At 58.5% G+C, this 18,439-nt stretch carries 19 protein-coding genes; 18 read left to right on the top strand and 1 reads right to left on the bottom strand.

All coding sequences use genetic code 11. From position 1 onward, the window contains the following. Positions 1-6: 6 nt before the first annotated feature. The 13 genes from HV773_RS13725 to HV773_RS13665 all read left to right on the top strand — a co-directional run bounded on the left by HV773_RS13725 (position 7) and on the right by HV773_RS13665 (position 11,747). Positions 7-1,335: a M20 family metallopeptidase gene (locus HV773_RS13725; protein WP_129563673.1), complete on the top strand. Its 1,329-nt coding sequence runs from the start codon at positions 7-9 to the stop codon at positions 1,333-1,335. Positions 1,336-1,410: 75 nt separating this feature from the next. Further along, on the top strand, positions 1,411-2,112 hold the full coding sequence (locus HV773_RS13720) for an aspartate/glutamate racemase family protein (RefSeq protein WP_227875500.1): 702 nt from the start codon (positions 1,411-1,413) through the stop codon (positions 2,110-2,112). 31 nt (positions 2,113-2,143) lie between these two features. Next, positions 2,144-3,592, top strand: coding sequence for an indoleacetamide hydrolase (gene iaaH / locus HV773_RS13715; protein ID WP_129563671.1), 1,449 nt, complete (start codon positions 2,144-2,146; stop codon positions 3,590-3,592). 94 nt (positions 3,593-3,686) lie between these two features. After that, on the top strand, positions 3,687-4,658 hold the full coding sequence (locus HV773_RS13710) for a VOC family protein (protein WP_129563670.1): 972 nt from the start codon (positions 3,687-3,689) through the stop codon (positions 4,656-4,658). A gap of 2 nt (positions 4,659-4,660) precedes the next feature. Continuing rightward, positions 4,661-5,491, top strand: coding sequence for an alpha/beta fold hydrolase (locus HV773_RS13705; RefSeq protein ID WP_129563669.1), 831 nt, complete (start codon positions 4,661-4,663; stop codon positions 5,489-5,491). An 18-nt stretch (positions 5,492-5,509) separates the two neighbouring features. Further along, a complete protein-coding gene (locus tag HV773_RS13700) occupies positions 5,510-5,935 on the top strand; it encodes a lipocalin-like domain-containing protein (protein ID WP_129563668.1) in 426 nt (141 codons plus the stop codon). A gap of 9 nt (positions 5,936-5,944) precedes the next feature. Further along, positions 5,945-6,889 (top strand): 3-carboxyethylcatechol 2,3-dioxygenase, encoded by a 945-nt coding sequence (locus HV773_RS13695; RefSeq protein WP_129563667.1) that lies wholly within the window; start codon positions 5,945-5,947, stop codon positions 6,887-6,889. Between the two features lie 11 nt (positions 6,890-6,900). Further along, positions 6,901-7,686 carry a 2-keto-4-pentenoate hydratase gene (mhpD, locus tag HV773_RS13690; protein ID WP_129563666.1) on the top strand — a complete coding sequence of 262 codons (786 nt, stop codon included), beginning with the start codon at positions 6,901-6,903 and terminating at the stop codon, positions 7,684-7,686. 101 nt (positions 7,687-7,787) lie between these two features. Then, positions 7,788-8,909 carry an alcohol dehydrogenase catalytic domain-containing protein gene (locus HV773_RS13685; protein WP_217481911.1) on the top strand — a complete coding sequence of 374 codons (1,122 nt, stop codon included), beginning with the start codon at positions 7,788-7,790 and terminating at the stop codon, positions 8,907-8,909. Between the two features lie 14 nt (positions 8,910-8,923). Next, entirely contained in the window at positions 8,924-9,454 is a 531-nt protein-coding gene (locus tag HV773_RS13680) for a cupin domain-containing protein (RefSeq protein WP_129563665.1), read from the top strand. 32 nt (positions 9,455-9,486) lie between these two features. Beyond that, positions 9,487-10,041 (top strand): hemerythrin domain-containing protein, encoded by a 555-nt coding sequence (locus HV773_RS13675; protein WP_227875499.1) that lies wholly within the window; start codon positions 9,487-9,489, stop codon positions 10,039-10,041. A gap of 34 nt (positions 10,042-10,075) precedes the next feature. Next, positions 10,076-10,819 (top strand): SDR family NAD(P)-dependent oxidoreductase, encoded by a 744-nt coding sequence (locus tag HV773_RS13670; protein WP_129563664.1) that lies wholly within the window; start codon positions 10,076-10,078, stop codon positions 10,817-10,819. Positions 10,820-10,880: 61 nt separating this feature from the next. Then, positions 10,881-11,747 (top strand): alpha/beta fold hydrolase, encoded by an 867-nt coding sequence (locus tag HV773_RS13665; RefSeq protein ID WP_129563663.1) that lies wholly within the window; start codon positions 10,881-10,883, stop codon positions 11,745-11,747. Positions 11,748-11,889: 142 nt separating this feature from the next. Here the strand turns inward: HV773_RS13665 and HV773_RS13660 are convergent, their stop codons facing one another. Continuing rightward, the gene (locus tag HV773_RS13660; RefSeq protein WP_129563662.1) at positions 11,890-12,621 is read right to left on the bottom strand and encodes an FCD domain-containing protein; all 732 of its coding nucleotides are present in this window, start codon (positions 12,619-12,621) and stop codon (positions 11,890-11,892) included. A 397-nt stretch (positions 12,622-13,018) separates the two neighbouring features. On the opposite strand from HV773_RS13660, the gene HV773_RS13655 reads away from it, so the two are divergent. The 5 genes from HV773_RS13655 to HV773_RS13635 all read left to right on the top strand — a co-directional run bounded on the left by HV773_RS13655 (position 13,019) and on the right by HV773_RS13635 (position 18,407). Next, a complete protein-coding gene (locus tag HV773_RS13655; protein ID WP_227875498.1) occupies positions 13,019-14,020 on the top strand; it encodes an AraC family transcriptional regulator in 1,002 nt (333 codons plus the stop codon). An 88-nt stretch (positions 14,021-14,108) separates the two neighbouring features. Next, positions 14,109-15,092 carry an AraC family transcriptional regulator gene (locus HV773_RS13650; protein WP_129563661.1) on the top strand — a complete coding sequence of 328 codons (984 nt, stop codon included), beginning with the start codon at positions 14,109-14,111 and terminating at the stop codon, positions 15,090-15,092. A 182-nt stretch (positions 15,093-15,274) separates the two neighbouring features. Continuing rightward, the gene (locus tag HV773_RS13645) at positions 15,275-16,504 is read left to right on the top strand and encodes a styrene monooxygenase/indole monooxygenase family protein (protein ID WP_129563660.1); all 1,230 of its coding nucleotides are present in this window, start codon (positions 15,275-15,277) and stop codon (positions 16,502-16,504) included. After that, positions 16,501-17,019: a flavin reductase family protein gene (locus HV773_RS13640; RefSeq protein WP_129563659.1), complete on the top strand. Its 519-nt coding sequence runs from the start codon at positions 16,501-16,503 to the stop codon at positions 17,017-17,019. Before HV773_RS13645 ends, HV773_RS13640 begins: the two co-directional genes overlap by 4 nt. Positions 17,020-17,318: 299 nt before the next feature. Next, positions 17,319-18,407, top strand: coding sequence for a porin (locus HV773_RS13635; RefSeq protein WP_174220093.1), 1,089 nt, complete (start codon positions 17,319-17,321; stop codon positions 18,405-18,407). Positions 18,408-18,439: the final 32 nt, after the last annotated feature.

Genomic DNA, 18,439 nt, shown 5'->3' with positions numbered 1-18,439 from the left:
TCGGACATGGAATTCAACCCTACGAAACAAGTGCCGTTTTCGGCCGAGCAGGCCGAATGGTATGAGAAGGCGAAAGCCAATCTGAACCCGAAGCGTCTGCAACAACTGCTGTTCGAACTGACGAATATCCATAGCCCGACGGGGGCAACGCGTGATGCTGCGGATTACATGCAGCAGCACATGGAAAAGGTCGGCCTGAAAACGAAGACACACGATTTGTCTCCGATCAGCCGCTCGGTGATGGGGGAATATCGTGGTTCGGGTAACGGGGCATCGCTGCTACTTTACGCACCGCTCGACACGCACCTGGATCGCACCCCGGAGGAAGAGATTCTTTCGGGGGAGGGTCAGGAGGCGGATCTGCAGCCGTACGCACAGCAGGTTGATGACTGGGTATTCGGCCTCGGGGCGTCGAATCCCAAGGGCATGATTGCCACGCATACCGAGGTGTGCACGGCACTGATCGAAGCCGGTATCCCGTTGAAGGGCAATCTCCTGCTGGGTATGGCCGATGGCGGGATGCCCGTCGATATCAAGGAGCGCCATTCGGGTATGTCCAACGGCGTGATCGGATTGCTGAATCGTGGCATGTATCCCGATTTCGCGATCATCATGAAGCCGTGGAACTGGATCTACCACGAAGAGCCGGGTATGGCCTGGTTCAAGATTCGTGTGCGCGGCACCATGGGCTACGCCGGTATTCCCCATGACGTTCCGGGCTTCCGCTCGTCCGTGGTTCCCGCCGCTACCGTGATTCAGGAATTGCAGGCCTGGCTTCCCGAGTACACGAAGCGCAATACCTCGGGCGTCATTGCCCCTCATGGCTGGATTGCAGGGGTTCGCGGAGGCCAGATGGAAAGGCCCGCGTTCCCTTCGGCGGTAACCGATATCTTCTTTGACGTGCGCGTGAATCCGCGAGTGAGCCCTGCGGATGTCAAGGCACAGTTTGCAGCGTTCATTGCCGATCTGAAAGCGCGTCAACCCGAAATCGAACTTGATTGGGAAATGTACGGCTCGGTCCCTGGCGGCACCACCGATCCGGACAACTGGATCATTCAGTCGGCCAAGCGCGGTTGGGAGCATATCGAAGGTCGTCCGCACGGCATGCCTGATTATCTGGCCGGTCAGACGGATGGCGCAGCCCTTCGTCGCTACGGTGTGCCGACTGCGCGTGTGGGCTGGCCGTGGCCTGCTACTGGTGCTCCGATGCCGGTCGCTGAAGGACTGGGTGGCATGGGTGCGACCTACGTGCCCGATCTCATGCCCTGTGCTGAAAAGATTCTGTACGCAGTGGTCGATACCCTGATGCGCGATCGACGTGAGCTTGGTCTGTAAGTTGCGTAATCCATAGCCAGAGAACAAGGACGGAGACAAGAGATGAAACGAATCAAAATGATTTTCCCGGTTCCGATGAGCGAGGCCACGCGCCCGCTCGTTGAATCTCAGCTTCCGGTATCGATGAAGCGCCCGGACATCGAAGTCGAGTTCGTCGGCGCAGGTGAAGTCATGACGCTGGCGGATTCCTATGTTGATATGGCCGTGATGGAGATGGCCGTGATTCAGGCCGGTATCAAGGCTGAAGAACAGGGCTTCGATGCGGTCTGTATCAACACGGTTTCCGATTCGGGTCTCTACGCGCTGCGTTCACGCCTTTCGATTCCAGTGATGGCCCCGGCTATCACGTCGTTCCATCTCGCTTGCACTTTGGGTTACAAATTCAGCGTGCTCACGATGTGGCCGCAGTGGCATGCGCTGTACAAGAAAACGACGAAGGAGTATGGGCTCGAATCCCGTCTTGCTTCGATTCGCAATATCGGTGTGAGACCCGACACGCAGGAACTCCTGCAAGGCAAGGAAGACGTCGTGTTCGCTTCTCTGGTTGAAGCAGGCAAGAAGGCAGTGGAAGAAGACGGCGCCGACGTTCTGGTTCTGGGTTCGACCACGATGCATCAGTCGCACGAATACCTGGCCACGCACCTGAATGTTCCGGTCTTGAATCCGGGCGTCGTTGCTTACAAGTATTGCGAAATGCTGCTCGATCTTGGCCTCTGCCACAGCAAGACCGCATTCCCGAGCCCGGAAACAAACAAAGACGCCGCATTCGGTTTTTGATTCACGATAGTTAGCAGCAAGGACTCACCCTATGAAGAACGATAAGGATCAGCCGCTCGTCGATTTTACGATGGCAGACGCGGCGCGGGCTTTTCACAACGGTTCGATGACAAGTACGCAACTGGTGTTGGCATGCCTGGAACGCATTGCCTCAGGTAAAGACCTGAATGCGTTCGTTACCGTTGATGCCGAAGGTGCATTGAAGGCGGCTGCGGCGGCAGATCAGGCTCGGCAGATGGGGAAATCCATGGGGCCGCTGAGCGGTATCCCTATCGTGGTGAAGGACAACATTCATAGCGCGGGTCTTCGTTGTACTGCGGGTAGCCCCGCTTTCGAGAAGTTCGTCCCTGTCACGGATGCGCCGGCATTGCGCAAACTGCGTGAAGCCGGGGCCATCGTGTTGGGTAAGACGAACATGCACGAGCTGGCCTATGGCGCTACGGGGTATAACGGGGCATTCAATACCAGTTCGGGTCGCGGAGTTCGTAACGCATACGACCAGTCGAAGATTGCTGGTGGTTCATCCTCGGGCTCGGCTGCCGCTTTGGGCGCACGTATGGCACTCGGAGCGCTGGGTACTGACACGGGTGGTTCGATGCGTATTCCCCCGGCCTTGAATGGCGTGGCGTCGCTGCGTCCGACATGGGGTCGTTACTCGGGTCTGGGTGTGATTCCGATAGCCAGGACCCGGGATACGGTCGGCCCCATGGCATTAAACATGCACGATGTAGCGTTGCTTGACGGCGTAATCACCGACGATTACGCAATGCCCACCGTCAAACTCAGTGAACTGCGGTTGGGGCTCCCCACTGAGTTCTGGGAAAACCTCGATCAAGATACGCGCGAGGTAGCGGAATCGGTAATTACCAGGCTCACTCAGTTGGGCGTGACCTTCATTGATCTGGGGCGTACAGGATTGATGGAGTTGAACAATTCCGTTGGCTTCCAGGCCGTGGTTGGCGAGTCGCGCTCCAGCATGGAGCAATACCTGAAAGACAATGGTCACACGATGACCATTGAAAAGCTGGCGAAGAACATTGATAGCCCAGACGTAAAGTGGATTTATGAAAACTGGGTGCTGCCCGGGAAGTTCCCGAATGCACAAGGCGAACTCGTGGATGTCGCCCCCATGTACGAACAGGCGCAAAAGGCTGGCGGCGGACGAGATGCCTTGCGCGCTCGCTACACCGAACTGTTCGAGCAACATCAGCTGGATGCGCTGATGTTCCCCACGACCGCCTGCGTGGCACCCGTAGCCGATGACAGCATTTATGAGGAGGAGAACTTCCGGCGCCTGATTCAAAACACCGAACCGATGGCCAGTGCCGGGCTGCCTGGATTGAATCTGCCTGTGGGCCGGGGTTCCCGTTCAGGTCTGCCTGTGGGGATGGAGTTCGATGGCCCGCGGAGTTCGGATCGACGCCTTCTGGCGATTGGGATCTTGCTGGAGAGCGTTTTGGGCCGTATTGCCCGCCCCTGATGGCCTTTTGTTGAAGGGGGTGATGGGCTGCTGCCGGAGCACGTCCTGGCCCCGTGACCGACCTGTAAATTGCTTCTATTGGGATTGAACAGAGATGATTAACGCGCTGAGTTACATCGTGGTGCAGACGCCGCACATGCAGGCATGGGTCGATCAGGTGACAAACCACATCGGCATGCAGGTTGAAGTCCTCGAAGCTGGCAAGACCATGCGCATTCGCGCGGACCAAAAGATCCAGCGATTCGTCGTCACTGCAACGAGCGGCGAGCCGACCATGGGCATGGGCTTTGAAGTGCCGGATGCCTCGACCATGCAGGCCTGCATGAAGGCACTGGACGCCGCGGGCTACACAACCACGCCGGGTACGGCTGAGGAAATCGAATTTCGGGGTGTGCAGGACATGGTGCACTTCGTGGACAACGACGGCCTCAGGCTGGAAATTGCCTATGGCTTGAAGGATGCATCGACTGAATTCAAGCCCGGCCGTCCTATCGGTGGCTTTCGCACCGGCAAGATGGGCTTGGGCCATGTGGCATTGATTACCGAGCACTTCGAAGCGCTTTCGAATCTGTATCGCAACGTGCTGGGCATGAACCTCACCGATTACACGTACAAGCCGTTCAAGGTCGAGTTTCTGCACTGCAATCCCAGGCATCACACGATTGGCATTGCTCATACGGGTCAACCGGCAAAGATCTATCACCTGATGCTGGAATACAACGACTTTGACGATGTGGGCAGGGCTTACGACATGGCATTGCCCAATCCAGATTCGATCGGAGTGACTTTGGGTCGCCATATCAACGATCACGCCACCTCGTTCTATCTGAAGAACCCCGATGGCTGGATGTTCGAACTCGGCTGGGCCACTCGGACGGTGGGACCGGATTGGGAAGCTGAGGAACTGAAGGGCATGAGCCTGTGGGGCCATGATCGTACGTGGCTTCCCGATCACAAGCGTGAAGAAGCACGACAAATTCTGAGGGATCTGGCTGCTGAAGGTTTGCGAGCGCCTGTTGTTCTCCCGGAGAATCAAACGCAGCTAAAGCAAAATACGAAGGATTGAAGATGAACATTACCGTGAGCCCAGAAATTGCGAATCAGATTGAACTTGGTGAGTTCACGCTGAATTATCACGATCAAGGTCAAGGCGAACCGATTCTGCTCATCCACGGATCGGGTCCCGGCGTTACCGCATGGGCCAACTGGCGCGGCATCATTCCCACGCTGAGCCAGAAGGCACGGGTTATCGCTCCCGATATGCTGGGGTTTGGCTACACGACGTGCCCCCCCGATATGGCGCTGACGCCTGCCACGTGGGTGCAGTCGCTGATCTCCCTGCTCGACGCACTGAAGATCGACCGGGTGTCCGTGGTGGGCAACAGCTTTGGCGGTGCCATCGCGTTGGCACTGGCCAAGGCACATCCGGAGTGCGTGAATCGTCTGGTTCTGATGGGTGCGGCGGGTATCAGTGCTCCAATCAGTGAAGGGCTTGAAAAGGTTTGGGGCTATACGCCGAGCCTGGAAGCCATGAAGGGATTGATGGAAGTGTTCGCCTACGATCATTCGATCATTACCGAAGACCTGGTTCGCATGCGCTACGAAGCCTCGATTCGTGCCGACGTACAGGAGCGATTCGCCCGTCTGTTTCCGGCGCCGAGACAAAACGGCGTGGAGATGCTGGCCCTTGCGGAATCCGACTTGAAGTCGATCACAAAAAAGACGTTGCTCATTCACGGCTTGAACGATCAGGTGATCCCGGTCGAATGGTCGGAGCGCATGGTTCGTCTGCTCCCACATGCCGAACTGCACACGTACGGCGAGTGCGGCCACTGGGTGCAAATTGAAAAGGCTGCGGAGTTTTCGCAGCTGGTTTCGAATTTTTTGATCAACAACTAACGGGGAGCCAGCAACAGCATGGAAAATCTCGATGTTAAGGGCCGTTGGCACATCCTCGCCTGGGAACAAATCTTTGACGATGGTCGAGTCACCTATCCGATGGGTCAGGAACTCGAAGGATTCATGGAGTATGGTCCGAACGGCATGTTCTGTGCCATTACCAGGAAGGACAGGGCGAACTTCACGACCGGAGGCCAATGGAACGCATCGGATGCGGAAAAGGCCGGGGCCTACAACACGTATCTGACGTACGCAGGTGACTGGGAGGTTGAGGGCAACGTCGTGACGCACAAGGTCAAACACTCCCTGTTTCCGAACTGGGTAGGCGGCGAGCAGAAACGCTATGCAGAACTGAACGGCGATCAGTTGTCGTTGACTACACACAAGCTGGAAGCCGGTACGCCGGAAGCCCGCGTTGCCCGTCTGACTTTCAAACGCGTTTAAGGCCCAGGTATGCCAGCTGTTCTTGAGTGCCTTTCCCATACGCCTTTGCATGGGTACTTCGATCCTGAGCCGGAGGTGGTTGCCGAAGTTGCCAGGATCAATGCTGCCTCGCGGGAGCGTGTTCGCGCCTTCGATCCCGAGCTGGTGGTCGTGTTTGCTCCCGATCACTACAACGGATTTTTCTATGAGTTGATGCCCAGCTTCTGTATCGGCGCGAGGGCCGAGGCCATTGGCGACTACAAAAGCCTGGCGGGGACGCTTCCGGTTCCGGCAGAAGAAGCGCGCGCAATGGTCGAGTATGTCCTGAGCCGCGATATCGATATGGCGATTTCCTATCGTATGTCGGTGGATCACGGCGCAGCGCAGGCATTGGAACAAGTCACAGGTGGACTCGATTACTACCCAGTGATTCCGGTGTTCATCAATTCGGTGGCACCGCCTATGTCAACGCTTCGCCGGTCCCGCATGATGGGTCAGGCCATTGGCGAGTTTCTGAAATCGACCGGGAAACGTGTGCTGATCCTGGGTTCGGGTGGCATATCGCATGAGCCGCCGATTCCCGAGTTGAAGGGCGCTACTCAGGAGATTTCAGATCGCCTGATTTACACCGGGCGCAATCTCGGCCCTGAAGCACGCAATGCCAGACAGGAGCGGGTGATCAGCGCAGCCAGGGCGTTCACCTCAGGAGCGACCCCGAACATGCGTGCGCTGAATCCTGAGTGGGATATGGCATTCCTGAAGATGATGCAAAACGATTTGCTGGCCGTTGATCGGTTGAGTAATGAGGATGTATCGAGGGACGCAGGCAAGAGTGCGCACGAGATTCGCACTTGGGTTGCGGCCTTTGCTGCGTTGTCTGCGTTCGGCGACTACACGGCAGAGATCGACTTCTATCGGGCTATTCCTGAATGGATCGCGGGATTCGCGTGCATGCACGCATCGCCTAACGCCTGAGGAGGGCACGGATGCAGCAGGAAAAACAGAAGGCTATCGCGGCACGTCTTAAGGATGCCGAAATTAGCCGTCAAGTTATCGCCCCGGTGCGCGGTGAAATTGCACTGGATGACATGCAGTCTGCCTATGCGGTGCAGCAGATCAACGTGGATGCGCGGGTAGCACAGGGTGAGCGAATCGTCGGTCGCAAGATCGGTCTGACATCGCTGGCGGTGCAGAGGCAGTTGGGTGTGGATCAGCCAGATTTCGGTGCGCTGTTTGCCTCCATGGCGTACGGCGACGCACAGCCGATCCCGCTTTCGAGATTGATTCAGCCGAAAGTTGAGGCCGAGATCGCACTGGTGCTGAATCGTGATCTCACTCGCGAGCGCCATACGTTTGCCGATCTGATCGGTGCCACGGACTACGCAGTGGCCGCGCTGGAAGTCGTGGATAGCCGAATTCAGAATTGGGACATCAAGTTCGTGGATACCGTCGCGGACAACGCCAGTTCTGCGGCTTTCGTAGTGGGCTCGCGTCCGGTTCCGCTGTCGCAAATCGATCTCGCCACTTGCGCGATGCGGCTCGAATCGGGCGGTGAAGTTCTATCCACGGGTAGCGGCGCAGCCTGCCTGGGCAATCCGTTGAATGCTGCAGTATGGCTTGCCGATCGTATGGCCGCACTGGGTACGCCGCTGCGTGCTGGTGACGTGGTATTGACCGGCGCATTGGGTCCCATGGTTGCAGTCACCGAGCCTGGCACTTACACCGCAATTATCGAAGGTCTGGGCAGCGTTCGCGCCACTTTCATCGAGTAATGAATATGACAGAGAAGCTCAAAGTAGCCATCATCGGCTCGGGCAAAAACCAAGGGCAGTGACGCTTTGTGCGTCAGTAACTCTATAAAGAAGACACGGAAATGAGCAACAATCAAACGATGCGCGCTGCGCGCGTTCACGACGCCTCGGGCAACTTCACCATCGAGACCATTCCATATCCGAAACTTCAGCGTCCCACGGATGTGATCGTTCGGCTGAAAGCATCAGGTGTGGTTCCGAATCTGCGCAACGTCATCAGCAACTATGCAAATGACAAGGCATATTTGACGCTGCCCGATCTCCCGGCAATTTTCGGCCTGGACGCAGCGGGCGTCGTGGCCGAAGTCGGTGACGCAGTGACAGGCGTCAAGGTCGGTGATCGCGTATACATTAATCCGGGGCGCTCCTGCGGTTCGTGCCACGCATGCCGCGTTGGCGAAACCATTTTCTGCGAAGCCTATACGTTCCAGGGCTACTTTGGCTTTGGTCCGAAGTCGAAGAAGGTCTACGAACACTATCCGTATGGTGGCTTCAGTCAATACGCTACGGCACCGGCAGATGGTCTGGTGAAGCTTGGCAATGAAGTCAGCTTCGAAACCGGCGCACGTTTCGGCTATCTGGGCACGGCATACGCGGGTCTGCGCAAGGCCGGTGTTGCTGGCGGTAAAAATGTTCTTATCATCGGCGGTACGGGTACGCTGGGTCTAGGCGCTACGCTGATCGCACGAGCTATGGGCGCAGCCAAAATCCTGGTCGTTGCACGCAACGAAGAAACGCTGGCCCGTGTAAAGGATATCGATCCCCGGCGAATCTCCACGTTCGTATCCGGTTCGGGCGACATGGCTGCATGGGCCAAGGAGCAGACGGGCGGCGTTGGTGCCGACGCAGTGGTGGACGCAATCGCCCCAAGTACGGCCAACATGCAAGTGACGAAGGACGCATTTGGGTGCCTGCGCCGCGGCGGTCGCCTCGTGGAAATAGGCGCACAGATCAATGAAGTGCCGATCAACATGCACGAAATGATGTGTTCGGCCCTGTCGGTCATCGGTTCGCTTTGGTTCACGGTTGGTGAAGGCCAGGATCTGGTGAACATGATCGAAGCAGGTACGCTCGACGTATCCGTCTTCGAAAACCACACATACACGCTGGATCAGGCAAACGAAGCGCTGAGCGACGCAGAAAAGCGTGCGGGCGGTTTCGTCAATGTAGTTATCACGCAGTAATTGGGAGTGCGAAGATGGTGCGTCGTGTTGTAACGGGTCAACAAAACGGTAAATCTGTGATCCTCCTTGACGGTGAAGCGCAAGGTCATGAATTCGTCGCGGTGCCTGGATTCAAGACCACACAGGTATGGGCAACCAATCCGTCGGGCGTCTTGCCGCATACGGGCGGTGATCCAGTTGGTCAGTCTGCTTCAGTGCTGCCCGCGTTAAATGGTTCGCGGTTCATGATCGTGCAATTTCCGCCCGACGCAGTGACGGCGGGCCCCGGTTTCGACGGGGCGGCCGCTGGTGCCGAATACGCGAACGTGCTGCCGGGTCTCGCCGAATGCTTCGAGCCCGACGGTTCGGGATTTCACATCACCGATTCGGTTGACTACGACATCATCCTCGCCGGCGAATTGACGCTTGAACTCGATGACGGTGAAACACGTGATCTTCGGGCGGGTGACATCGTGATCCAGAATGGCACAAGGCACGCTTGGCGCAATCGCAGCGCGCAACCTGCCGTGATGGCTTCGATCCTTCTCGGCGTTCCGCGCAAGTAATCGCCCATCGAGAACGGGAGTGGGGAGTCAGAATGAGCAATCCGCAATCGAGCAATCATCACGCGCACCACGCACAGCGAACGACCATGCGTATCGAAAGGCTGGAATGGAATGATGGCCTGCTTCTCGGCCACGGGCCGATGGATGATGAGCACCGGGAGTTCGTGCACATCGTAATGGCGTTGCGGAACAGTACGGCGGAAACCGCTCTGGCCGCTCTTGCAGCGGTGGAAGCGCATCTGATTTCCCACTTCGATCTTGAGCACGAGTGGATGGAGAAAACGGCATTTCCTGACGTATATTCCAAATGCCATCGCGATCAGCACGATGAGGTTCTTGCCTCGGTGTTTCAGGTCCATCAGTTAGCCGCTATTGGCCAGATCGGGTTGGGCGCTGTTCATCGGCTTGCACAATCCCTGATGGACTGGTTTCCGGGGCACGCGGACTATATGGATTCGTCGCTCTCCGCATGGATCAACGGTAAAACGCATGGCGGGCAGGCAGTTGTTTTGCGGCGTAATCTGGTGCATGAAAGTCGCATTCCCGGCGGCGAATCAAAAAACCTGGTTGAGGCCAAAGCCGCTTAAGTGATGCGGGCAGAAACACGGAAGGGGATATTGGATGTTGATGAAAGATAAAGTTGGACTTATCACGGGTGGCGGCTCCGGTATGGGCATGGCCGCGGCGCTGGAATTGGCGCGAGAGGGTGCCACCGTAGTTCTGGCGGGGCGCACAGAAGATAAATTGCGTTCGGCTCGCGAGCGCATCGTCTCCCAGGGCGGGAGCGCCGAAATTTATATCGCGGATGCAGCCTCGCGAGAAGATAACGAATCTCTGGTGGCATTCGTCGAATCCCGCTTCGGTCGTCTCGACTTCGCGTTCAACAATGCGGGCGGTCATGGCGAATTCCATCCCATCCATGAAACGCCGATTGAAGAAGCGGAATGGGTGATCGACCTGAACTTCAAGGGTGTCTACTATGGTGTGAAGTATCAGGTTGAAGCGATGCTTCGCTCGGGTGGCGGTTCCATTGTCAACAACGCATCAATCTTCGGACTTCGTGGCGTGGAGGGGATCGCCCATTACGTCGCTTCCAAACACGCGGTGGTAGGGTTGACCAAAGCCGTAGCCAAGGAGTACGCGAAATCCAATATTCGCGTCAATGCTATTTGTCCAGGGGCCACCGAAACCCCTAATTACATGCGCTCGACCGGCGGAGACGTGCATCTACTGGACGAAATGATTCCTATGCGCAGAATTGGTCAACCGCACGAAGTTGGCAAAGTGGTTTTGTGGATGCTGTCTGATCAAGCCAAATATGTCACAGGTTCCACACTCTCTGTGGACGGCGGTATGAGTATTTAGAATCGTGCCGAGGCGATATGTCGCCAACGTCCTGCCATATGACTTCGATGTGAGATCAGATATGAGTTTTCTTTTCAATGAGGCGCAGACCAGCCGTGAGGTTGTGGTCCGAGTGCATGATATCGACTACAAGGTGCACTATAACGACGTGGGGTGCGCTGAGGATCCTGTCGTGGTCATGCTTCATGGCTCAGGCCCAGGGGCAACCGGATGGGCTAATTATCATCGAAATATTGATGCGTTTGCCGGTGCCGGATATCGCGTTCTACTCATCAATGTTCCGGGATTCGGAAAGAGTGATCCGGTTGTGATTGCCCAGGGTTCGCGCTCGGAATTTAACGGTCAAGTCGTTCGCGCGGTTCTGGATCAGATTCAAATCGATAAAATCAGTTTGATCGGAAACTCGATGGGAGCGCATTCGGCTACGGCCTTCGTGCTTGCCAATCCAGATCGCGTTCATCGGCTGGTCTGCATGGGTGGCGGTACCGGTGGGCCCAGCACGTTCGTTCCCCAGCCGACAGAAGGGATCAAGCTACTGAATTTCGTTTATCGAGAGCCTACGCTGGAAAACGTCAAACGCATGATGAATGTGTTTGTTTTTGACCCATCGGCACTGACCGATGACCTGCTGCAACAGCGTGTCAATAACATGCAAGCCAACAAGCACCACCTTGAAAATTGGGTGTCGAGTATGGCAGCAAACCCCAGGCAGTTCACGGACTATCAACCGCGATTGCCGGAGATCGAGGCTCCGACACTGATCGTCTGGGGTAGAGAGGATCGATTTGTGCCCTATGACATCGGATTGTGTCTGCTATCCGGATTGCAGGACGCAGAGTTCCACATGTTCAACCGGTGTGGTCATTGGGTGCAGTGGGAGCATGCGGAAAAGTTCAACAGGATGGTATTGGACTTCCTGTCACGCTAAGAGGTTGAGCGCGCATTTCATCTGACGTCGTTCAATTCCGCGCCGATAGCTTTGGATGCGTTGCCCTCGATCAGCAGGTCGAACACTTCCCGCTTCGCAGGCGAAACCTTCCCGGGCGCTCGCGGGCAGCGGCTCCGGCGACCTACTTCGAGAGGTCTTTTTCGCGAATTGCCGAGGCAGCCAACTGGAGATGCTCGCTCAATACCTGATCGGCGCGCTCGATGTCGCGGCTCAATGCGGCTTCGTAAATTGCCCGGTGCTGCTCATGCACGACTTGCAATACCACGGGACGAACCGCAGAAATCCGGCGGTAGCGGCGCGACTGCTGATACAGCAGTGCCCGCAAGCGGAGGATCCAGCGGGAGGAGCACGCGGATACCAAGGCTTCATGGAACGCCTGGTTGCGTTCTTCCCACTCATCGAATGTGCCGGCGACTTGGCTTGTCAGCCGGGCTTCCGCCAGCGACAGCCGGTGGTAGGTGCTCACGATTCGCGCTTCCCATTCATCGTCGCCTTGCCGGATGGACTCCCGCAGCGCTTCGCACTCCAGCAAGGTTCGAGTTCTCGTGATGTCGGCCAGATCTTCGAGCGACATTGGCGCAACGCGGAATCCGCGCTGGGCCTGGGACACGACCAGTGAGTCCGACACCAGCAACGCCAGCGCTTCGCGCAGCGTACCGGCACTCGTCTGGTACATGTCTTTGAGATGTTCGACCCTGAGCTTCTCACCGGCTGGGTGGCGCCCCTCAATGATGTCGCGACGAAGCCGCAGGTACGCCGACTCGATCAACGACCGGGCTGCCTTGCCATCCTCGGACAAAGGAAGCGGTTCTTCGTCGGAATCGACGGTCGGCGGCGTGTGCGCGAGGGGCATGTCCACGTCTCCTCAAGGCTCCAGCCTGGTCATGAAAGTCTCGACATCTTATCTCAATATCTTGCATGGTAAAAACACTTATGGTTGAATTCCCGATAATTCATAAAATATCGAGATATTTCAAGGGGTTCGGCTGGCAACGGCTCATGGCTCGAGTCAGTCTGCGGATCGCACTCGACCGAACGCTCCCAGTTCGTCCCGTATCCGCCTCCGTGCGGCCGCTCACCGGTCCCTGAACCGACCGCTGGCGCGGGAACCGAAATTTTTTGGGGTCGAAGCCTGTCGATCGCTACGGCAGGCACGCCCGTGTCCCGCACGGCACCCAGAAGCATTTGGGCGCGGGTGTTTCGAAACGTGCGTGGGTTGGTATTCGGCAAAGATGATGTAGGAGACTAGTGTGGAACTACATGGACGGAACGCCGGCCACGAAGACCCTTGTGCGATGCACAGCTTCGAGCGCTTCCAGACGCGAGACATCGAGGAGGCGCGGCTCTGGGGAGCGCGCGTGTTCTGCGAGAATGAACTGTCGAGCCTGGATGCGCACAGCCCGGTGGACGCGCGCATGTACTACCGAAGTCTCGGAGGCATTGGCATCGGCCGGATGAGCTACGGTGGCGAGGTCACGATAATCCCCAGCCAGTTCGACACCTTCTATCTCGTGCAGATGCCGTTGCGCGGGGGCGAGTGCATCGACAGTAGCGGCGAGGCCACTTACACGTCGTCGACCGTCGGCAGCGTTCTCAACGCCCAACGTCCAATCCGGATCCGTCACGGCGCGAACACGGAGAAGCTCATCTTGAGGGTGGACCGCGATCTGCTGGAGCGACAGTGCGGCCAGCACCTCGGTCGCGGTGTGCAACGCCGGATCGAGTTCGAGACCGCCATGCCGCTCGACTCGCTTGCCGGCAAGCGCTGGATGCGGACCATCTCCTGGTTGATCGACTACCTGGACGGCGAAGAACCTTCCGCGTCGCCGCTGCTTACGGCTCAAATCGAGCAGATGATCGTGACCATGCTGCTAGGGTGTCAGCGCAGCAACCAGTCGGAGGCGTTTCTCGAGGAGCCGCGCACCATCACGCCGGCCTTCGTGCGGCGGGCCGAACTGTTTGTCGAGGAACACGCGCACGAGCCGATTACCGTGGGTGACATCGCCGCGCACGCCGGTGTGAGCACCAGTTCGCTCTACACCGGTTTCCGAAAGTACCGCAACACATCGCCGATGCTACTGGTCAAGGACATCCGCCTCCAACGGGTGCGCGAGCAACTGATGCGATCGGAACCGGGACGGACCACGGTGACGGCGGTGGCCTATCAGTGGGGATTCTGTCATCTCGGGCACTTCACTACTGACTACAAGCGCTGGTTCGGCGAGAGCCCCTCGGAAACGCTGGCGCGCTGAAAGCGACGAGGGTGACGATGCCCCTTGGACGCGACCGGCGAGAAGGCCGGATAAGGGCGGGCTGCGAACAGATTCGAGGGCTACAGGCGTGGGGCAAGAACACGAGGCCGACCGGCAACCTGTCACGTACCGTTCATCCGGTATTGACGAGACCTGCAAAATCGTCGCGGGCATCTATTGCGACCATCGGTTGGAGCAGGTGCGCGGCAGCGAACGGCTCGACTACCTGCACGTCTATCAACCGCTCGACGCAGTAAGCTTCAGCGAGATGCGCTACGGTGCTGAGGTCCGCATTGCCCCCGCCTCGGCGCGGTCCTTCTTTCTGGTGCAGGTGCCGGTGTCCGGCCATGACATCCTGCGCGTCGACGGCGCCGAGCTGCCGTGCGACGCGCGTCACGTTTCCATCCACGGACCGGACAGCGGCCTGGGCATGGACTGGAGCGCGGACTGCACCAAGTTCGTCGTGCGCATCGAGCGCACGGCGTTAGAGCAGCATGCCGCGACGGTGGCGGGACACGACGCCGCCAAGGCACTGGGCTTCCTTCCTATCGCCGAACTCGATTCGCCGAAGGTCCGGGCATGGGTCAACACCGCGCGCCACATGTTCACCGAACTGCGACGAACCCCGTCATTGACCAACGAGCCGCTGGTTCGCAGCGATATCGAACAGTTGCTGATGACGACCGCGCTAAACTGGCTGCCCCGAAGTTACGCCGCCGCGCCGCGCCAATCCTGCTGCACGGTTCTGCCACGTCATGTGCGCAAGGCGCAAGAGTACCTGCGCGCCTGCGCAGAGCAACCTGTCACGGTTGACATGCTCGCGCAGCACGTCGGCGTGAGCGGGCGCGCGTTGTACGACGGTTTCCGCAAATCTCTCGGCATCAGTCCGATGCGCTACCTGCGCGATCTGCGCATGGACCGCGTCCGCGACGACCTGCTCAATCCCGCCGGGGCGACCAGCGTGACCGAGATTGCCACCCGCTGGGGCTTCTTTCAGCTTGGCCGGTTCGCCGGCGACTATCGGCGCCGCTATGGAGAGTCGCCCAACGAGACGCTGACGCGGTCTCGATGAGCAGGGTTCGCGACAATACAGCCCTGTTGCCTCGCGATCGTCTTGTGCCGCGCCGCTCATATTCTTGCAATCTCTGCATAGCCGCTGCAGCCTGCGCATAGTCCTCACTTTGTGTCTCTGTCAAATTGGTCGCGTCTTCGACAAGGAAGACACACTATCCATCCAGGACGGAGCTGAGACAAATGCGAAAGATCACCATCATCGGCGCAGGCCAGGGAGGCCTGCAGTTGGGCATCGGCCTCCTTGCAAGAGACTTCGACGTCACGATCGTCTCGAACCGCAGCGCTGACCAGATTGCCTGCGGCCGCGTAATGTCCAGCCAGTCGATGTACGACATGGCCGTCGGCTACGAACGCGCGCTCGGCCTGGCGATGTGGGACAGCGAGTGTGGGCCTATCAGCGGCGTGCACATGCGCGCCGGCGGCGGCGACGGCGATCTCATGATCGACTGGCGTTCGCCGATGCGCGCGCCGGGCCAGTCGGTGGACCAGCGTATCAAGATGCCGGCGTGGATGCGCGAATTCGAACGCCGCGGCGGTCGCCTGCTGATCGACGAAGTCGATGTCGATGCGATCGAGCGCCATGCGGCACAGTCCGATCTCGTAGTCGTCTCCAGTGGCAAGGGCGAGATTGGCAGGCTGTTCGAACTCGACGACGAACGCAGCGTGTTCGACCGGCCGCAGCGCACCATCTCGCTCACCTATGTGCACGGCATGAAGCCGCGTGCAGACTATTCGGCGCTCAACATCAGCATCAATCCGGGCATTGGCGAGTATGTCAACTTCCCGGCATTAACCATTAGTGGTCCTTGCGACATCATCAACCTGGAGTGCATTCCGGGCGGCCCGATGGATCGGTGGGACGTGGCGTCTACGCCTGCGAAGCACCTCGAACTCGCCATCGAATTGATACACACCTACTTTCCGTGGGAAGCCGAACGATGTGCCGGCCTGCGCTTGACCGACGATCTCGGCACTCTGGTCGGCCGCATCACGCCGACGGTGCGCAAGCCGGTGGGACGCTTGCCATCGGGGCGCGCCGTCATGGGCATGGCGGATGTGCTGGTGCTCAACGATCCGATCACCGGACAGGGATCCAACAACGCCAGCAAGTGTGCGATGGTCTATCTCGAAGCCATTGCTGCTCGCGACATGGCAGCCTTCGACGAGGCGTGGATGCAGGCCACCTTCGAGACCTACTGGGATTACGCCCAATGGGTGACGCGCTTCACCAACGCCCATCTGTTGCCGCCGCCGCCTCATCTACTCAAGATTTTTGGCGCCTGCGGGGGCAATCCGGAAGTCGCCGCGCGTGTCGCAAATGCCTTCGATGACCCCAAGGGGCTAGCTCCCTGGTATTTCGACGCGACTGAGGCGGACGGCTTTCTCGACTCGTTCGTCCAGACGGCATGAGCGCCCGGGCCGATGACGGGGCCACGACCATTGACCCCCTGATGCTGCGTCGCGCGTTTGGTTGTTTCGCCACGGGCGTCACCATCGTGACCACCCTCGATGCGCACGAGGAACCCGTAGGCGTGACCGCCAGCAGCTTCAATACGGTGTCGCTTGCGCCACCGCTGGTGTTGTGGAGTCTGGCGCGCAGCGCGCACAGCTTTGAATCTTTCGTCACAGCAAATCACTTCGCCGTGCATGTACTCGACGCCGCCCATCGTGGACTTTCCGAGCGCTTTTCCCGCGCCTCGACCAACAAGTTCGGCGAACTTGCCTGGGCGAGCGGCACAGGCGGCGTACCCGTGTTGCCCGGCATGGCGGCGACCTTCGAATGCGCAGTCGAGCATCGATACAACGGCGGCGACCACCTGATCCTGGTCGGGCGCGTGCTGCGGCTGAGTGGCCCGGCTGAAGCGGAACGTCCGCTGTTGTTTCACCGCGGACGTTACGCGGCGCTGGCAAAAGACGAAGCGTAGCTGCCTGCCCCGTGGGACGCCTCACCGGCGTTGCGCCTGGCTTCGCCGGCGTGCCCACGGTGCGAGGAGCGCAATTGCACTTTTTGTACTGGCGGGACAAAGACCGTAGCTACGGGAGTGTGCGGCGCGAGCGTCACTCCTACGATGCAGGTGAGGTCGATCTTCCCGCGAACGGGCCGCGACGGCCGGGTGCGAGAGGCGCGTCGACCGTGAAATGAATTTGCAAGGGGCAGGGCGCCCCCCAAGTTAATCGAGGGCGGTGTGACAGCCCCAGTATGTTCTCGTAACCGATGATGGGGATGAAGGAGACGGTAGTGAATATAAAGCGTTATGGAATGCTGATTAGTTTGGCGTTGGCTGCAAACGCTCATGCTCAAAGCAGCGTGGAGATCTACGGGATAATCGATACTGGGGTGATGTATGTATCGAACGTGGGGGGCCATAGCAACTGGCTGGCCGACCCGGGTACGGCGGCCCCGAATCTGTTCGGCTTCCGCGGAACGGAAGATCTGGGTGGTGGCCTGAAGGCGATATTCAAGCTGGAGGGCATGTTCAACATGAACAACGGTGCGTCGATCAACGGGCTGTTCGGCCACGAAACATACGTGGGTCTTCGTGACGACAAGTGGGGCACGCTGACGGCCGGCAACCAGATCGACTTCATGTTTTATTCGCTGGTCGTCGATCATTGGGGCCCCGCGTTTCCCTTTGTCAGCTCGGTGAGCCTGCGCCAGGGTTCGTTTTCGGGGCTCAACATTCCGGGGCCTCCGGGCAATAACTCATTCGATTTCGACCGCGCCCTTGGCGTGCCGATCGGGAACTCGGTCAAATACGTGAGCCCGACAATCGCTGGTTTGTCGGTCGGTGCGCAATACAGCTTCGGCGGCCAGCCCGGCGCCTTCGGTCAGGACAGCGGCAAGAGCTTCGGGATCAACTATCACATCGGCACTGTCGCGCTCAACGGGGCGTATACCTTCGTCAAATACCCGGAGATAAACAACGGCAATGACGGCATCCGCAACATGGGACTTGCCGCTTCATGGGTCGTGGGTCCGGTCGAGCTGGCGACGATGTACACGAACACCCAGAACACCGCGAACGGCGCGCGGGTCGCGGTCTACGAGGGCGACGTGACGTGGACGGTTTCGCCGTTCCTGCATGCGAATATCGCCTACCAGTACATGAAGGGCAATGACGTCCTGAAGAATCAGAAGGCCAATCAGGAAACGGTTTCGCTGACCTATTCGCTTTCCAAACGCACGAGCCTCTACTCGAACCTTGTTTTCCAGCAAGCCTCGGGAGGTCCAGCATGGATCTTGATGGCTCCCGGACAAGCCTCGGGAGGCCGGCAGACCGTTGCGAACTTCGGCCTTCTGCACGTGTTCTGACGCAAGGAAAGTAACCCATGTCGTGGTCGAGA

The sequence above is a fragment of the Paraburkholderia caffeinitolerans genome, assembly GCF_902859945.1.
Lineage (GTDB): Bacteria > Pseudomonadota > Gammaproteobacteria > Burkholderiales > Burkholderiaceae > Paraburkholderia > Paraburkholderia caffeinitolerans.
Note: the sequence above shows the minus strand (reverse complement) of the source record. Positions and strands in the feature narration are given on the sequence as shown.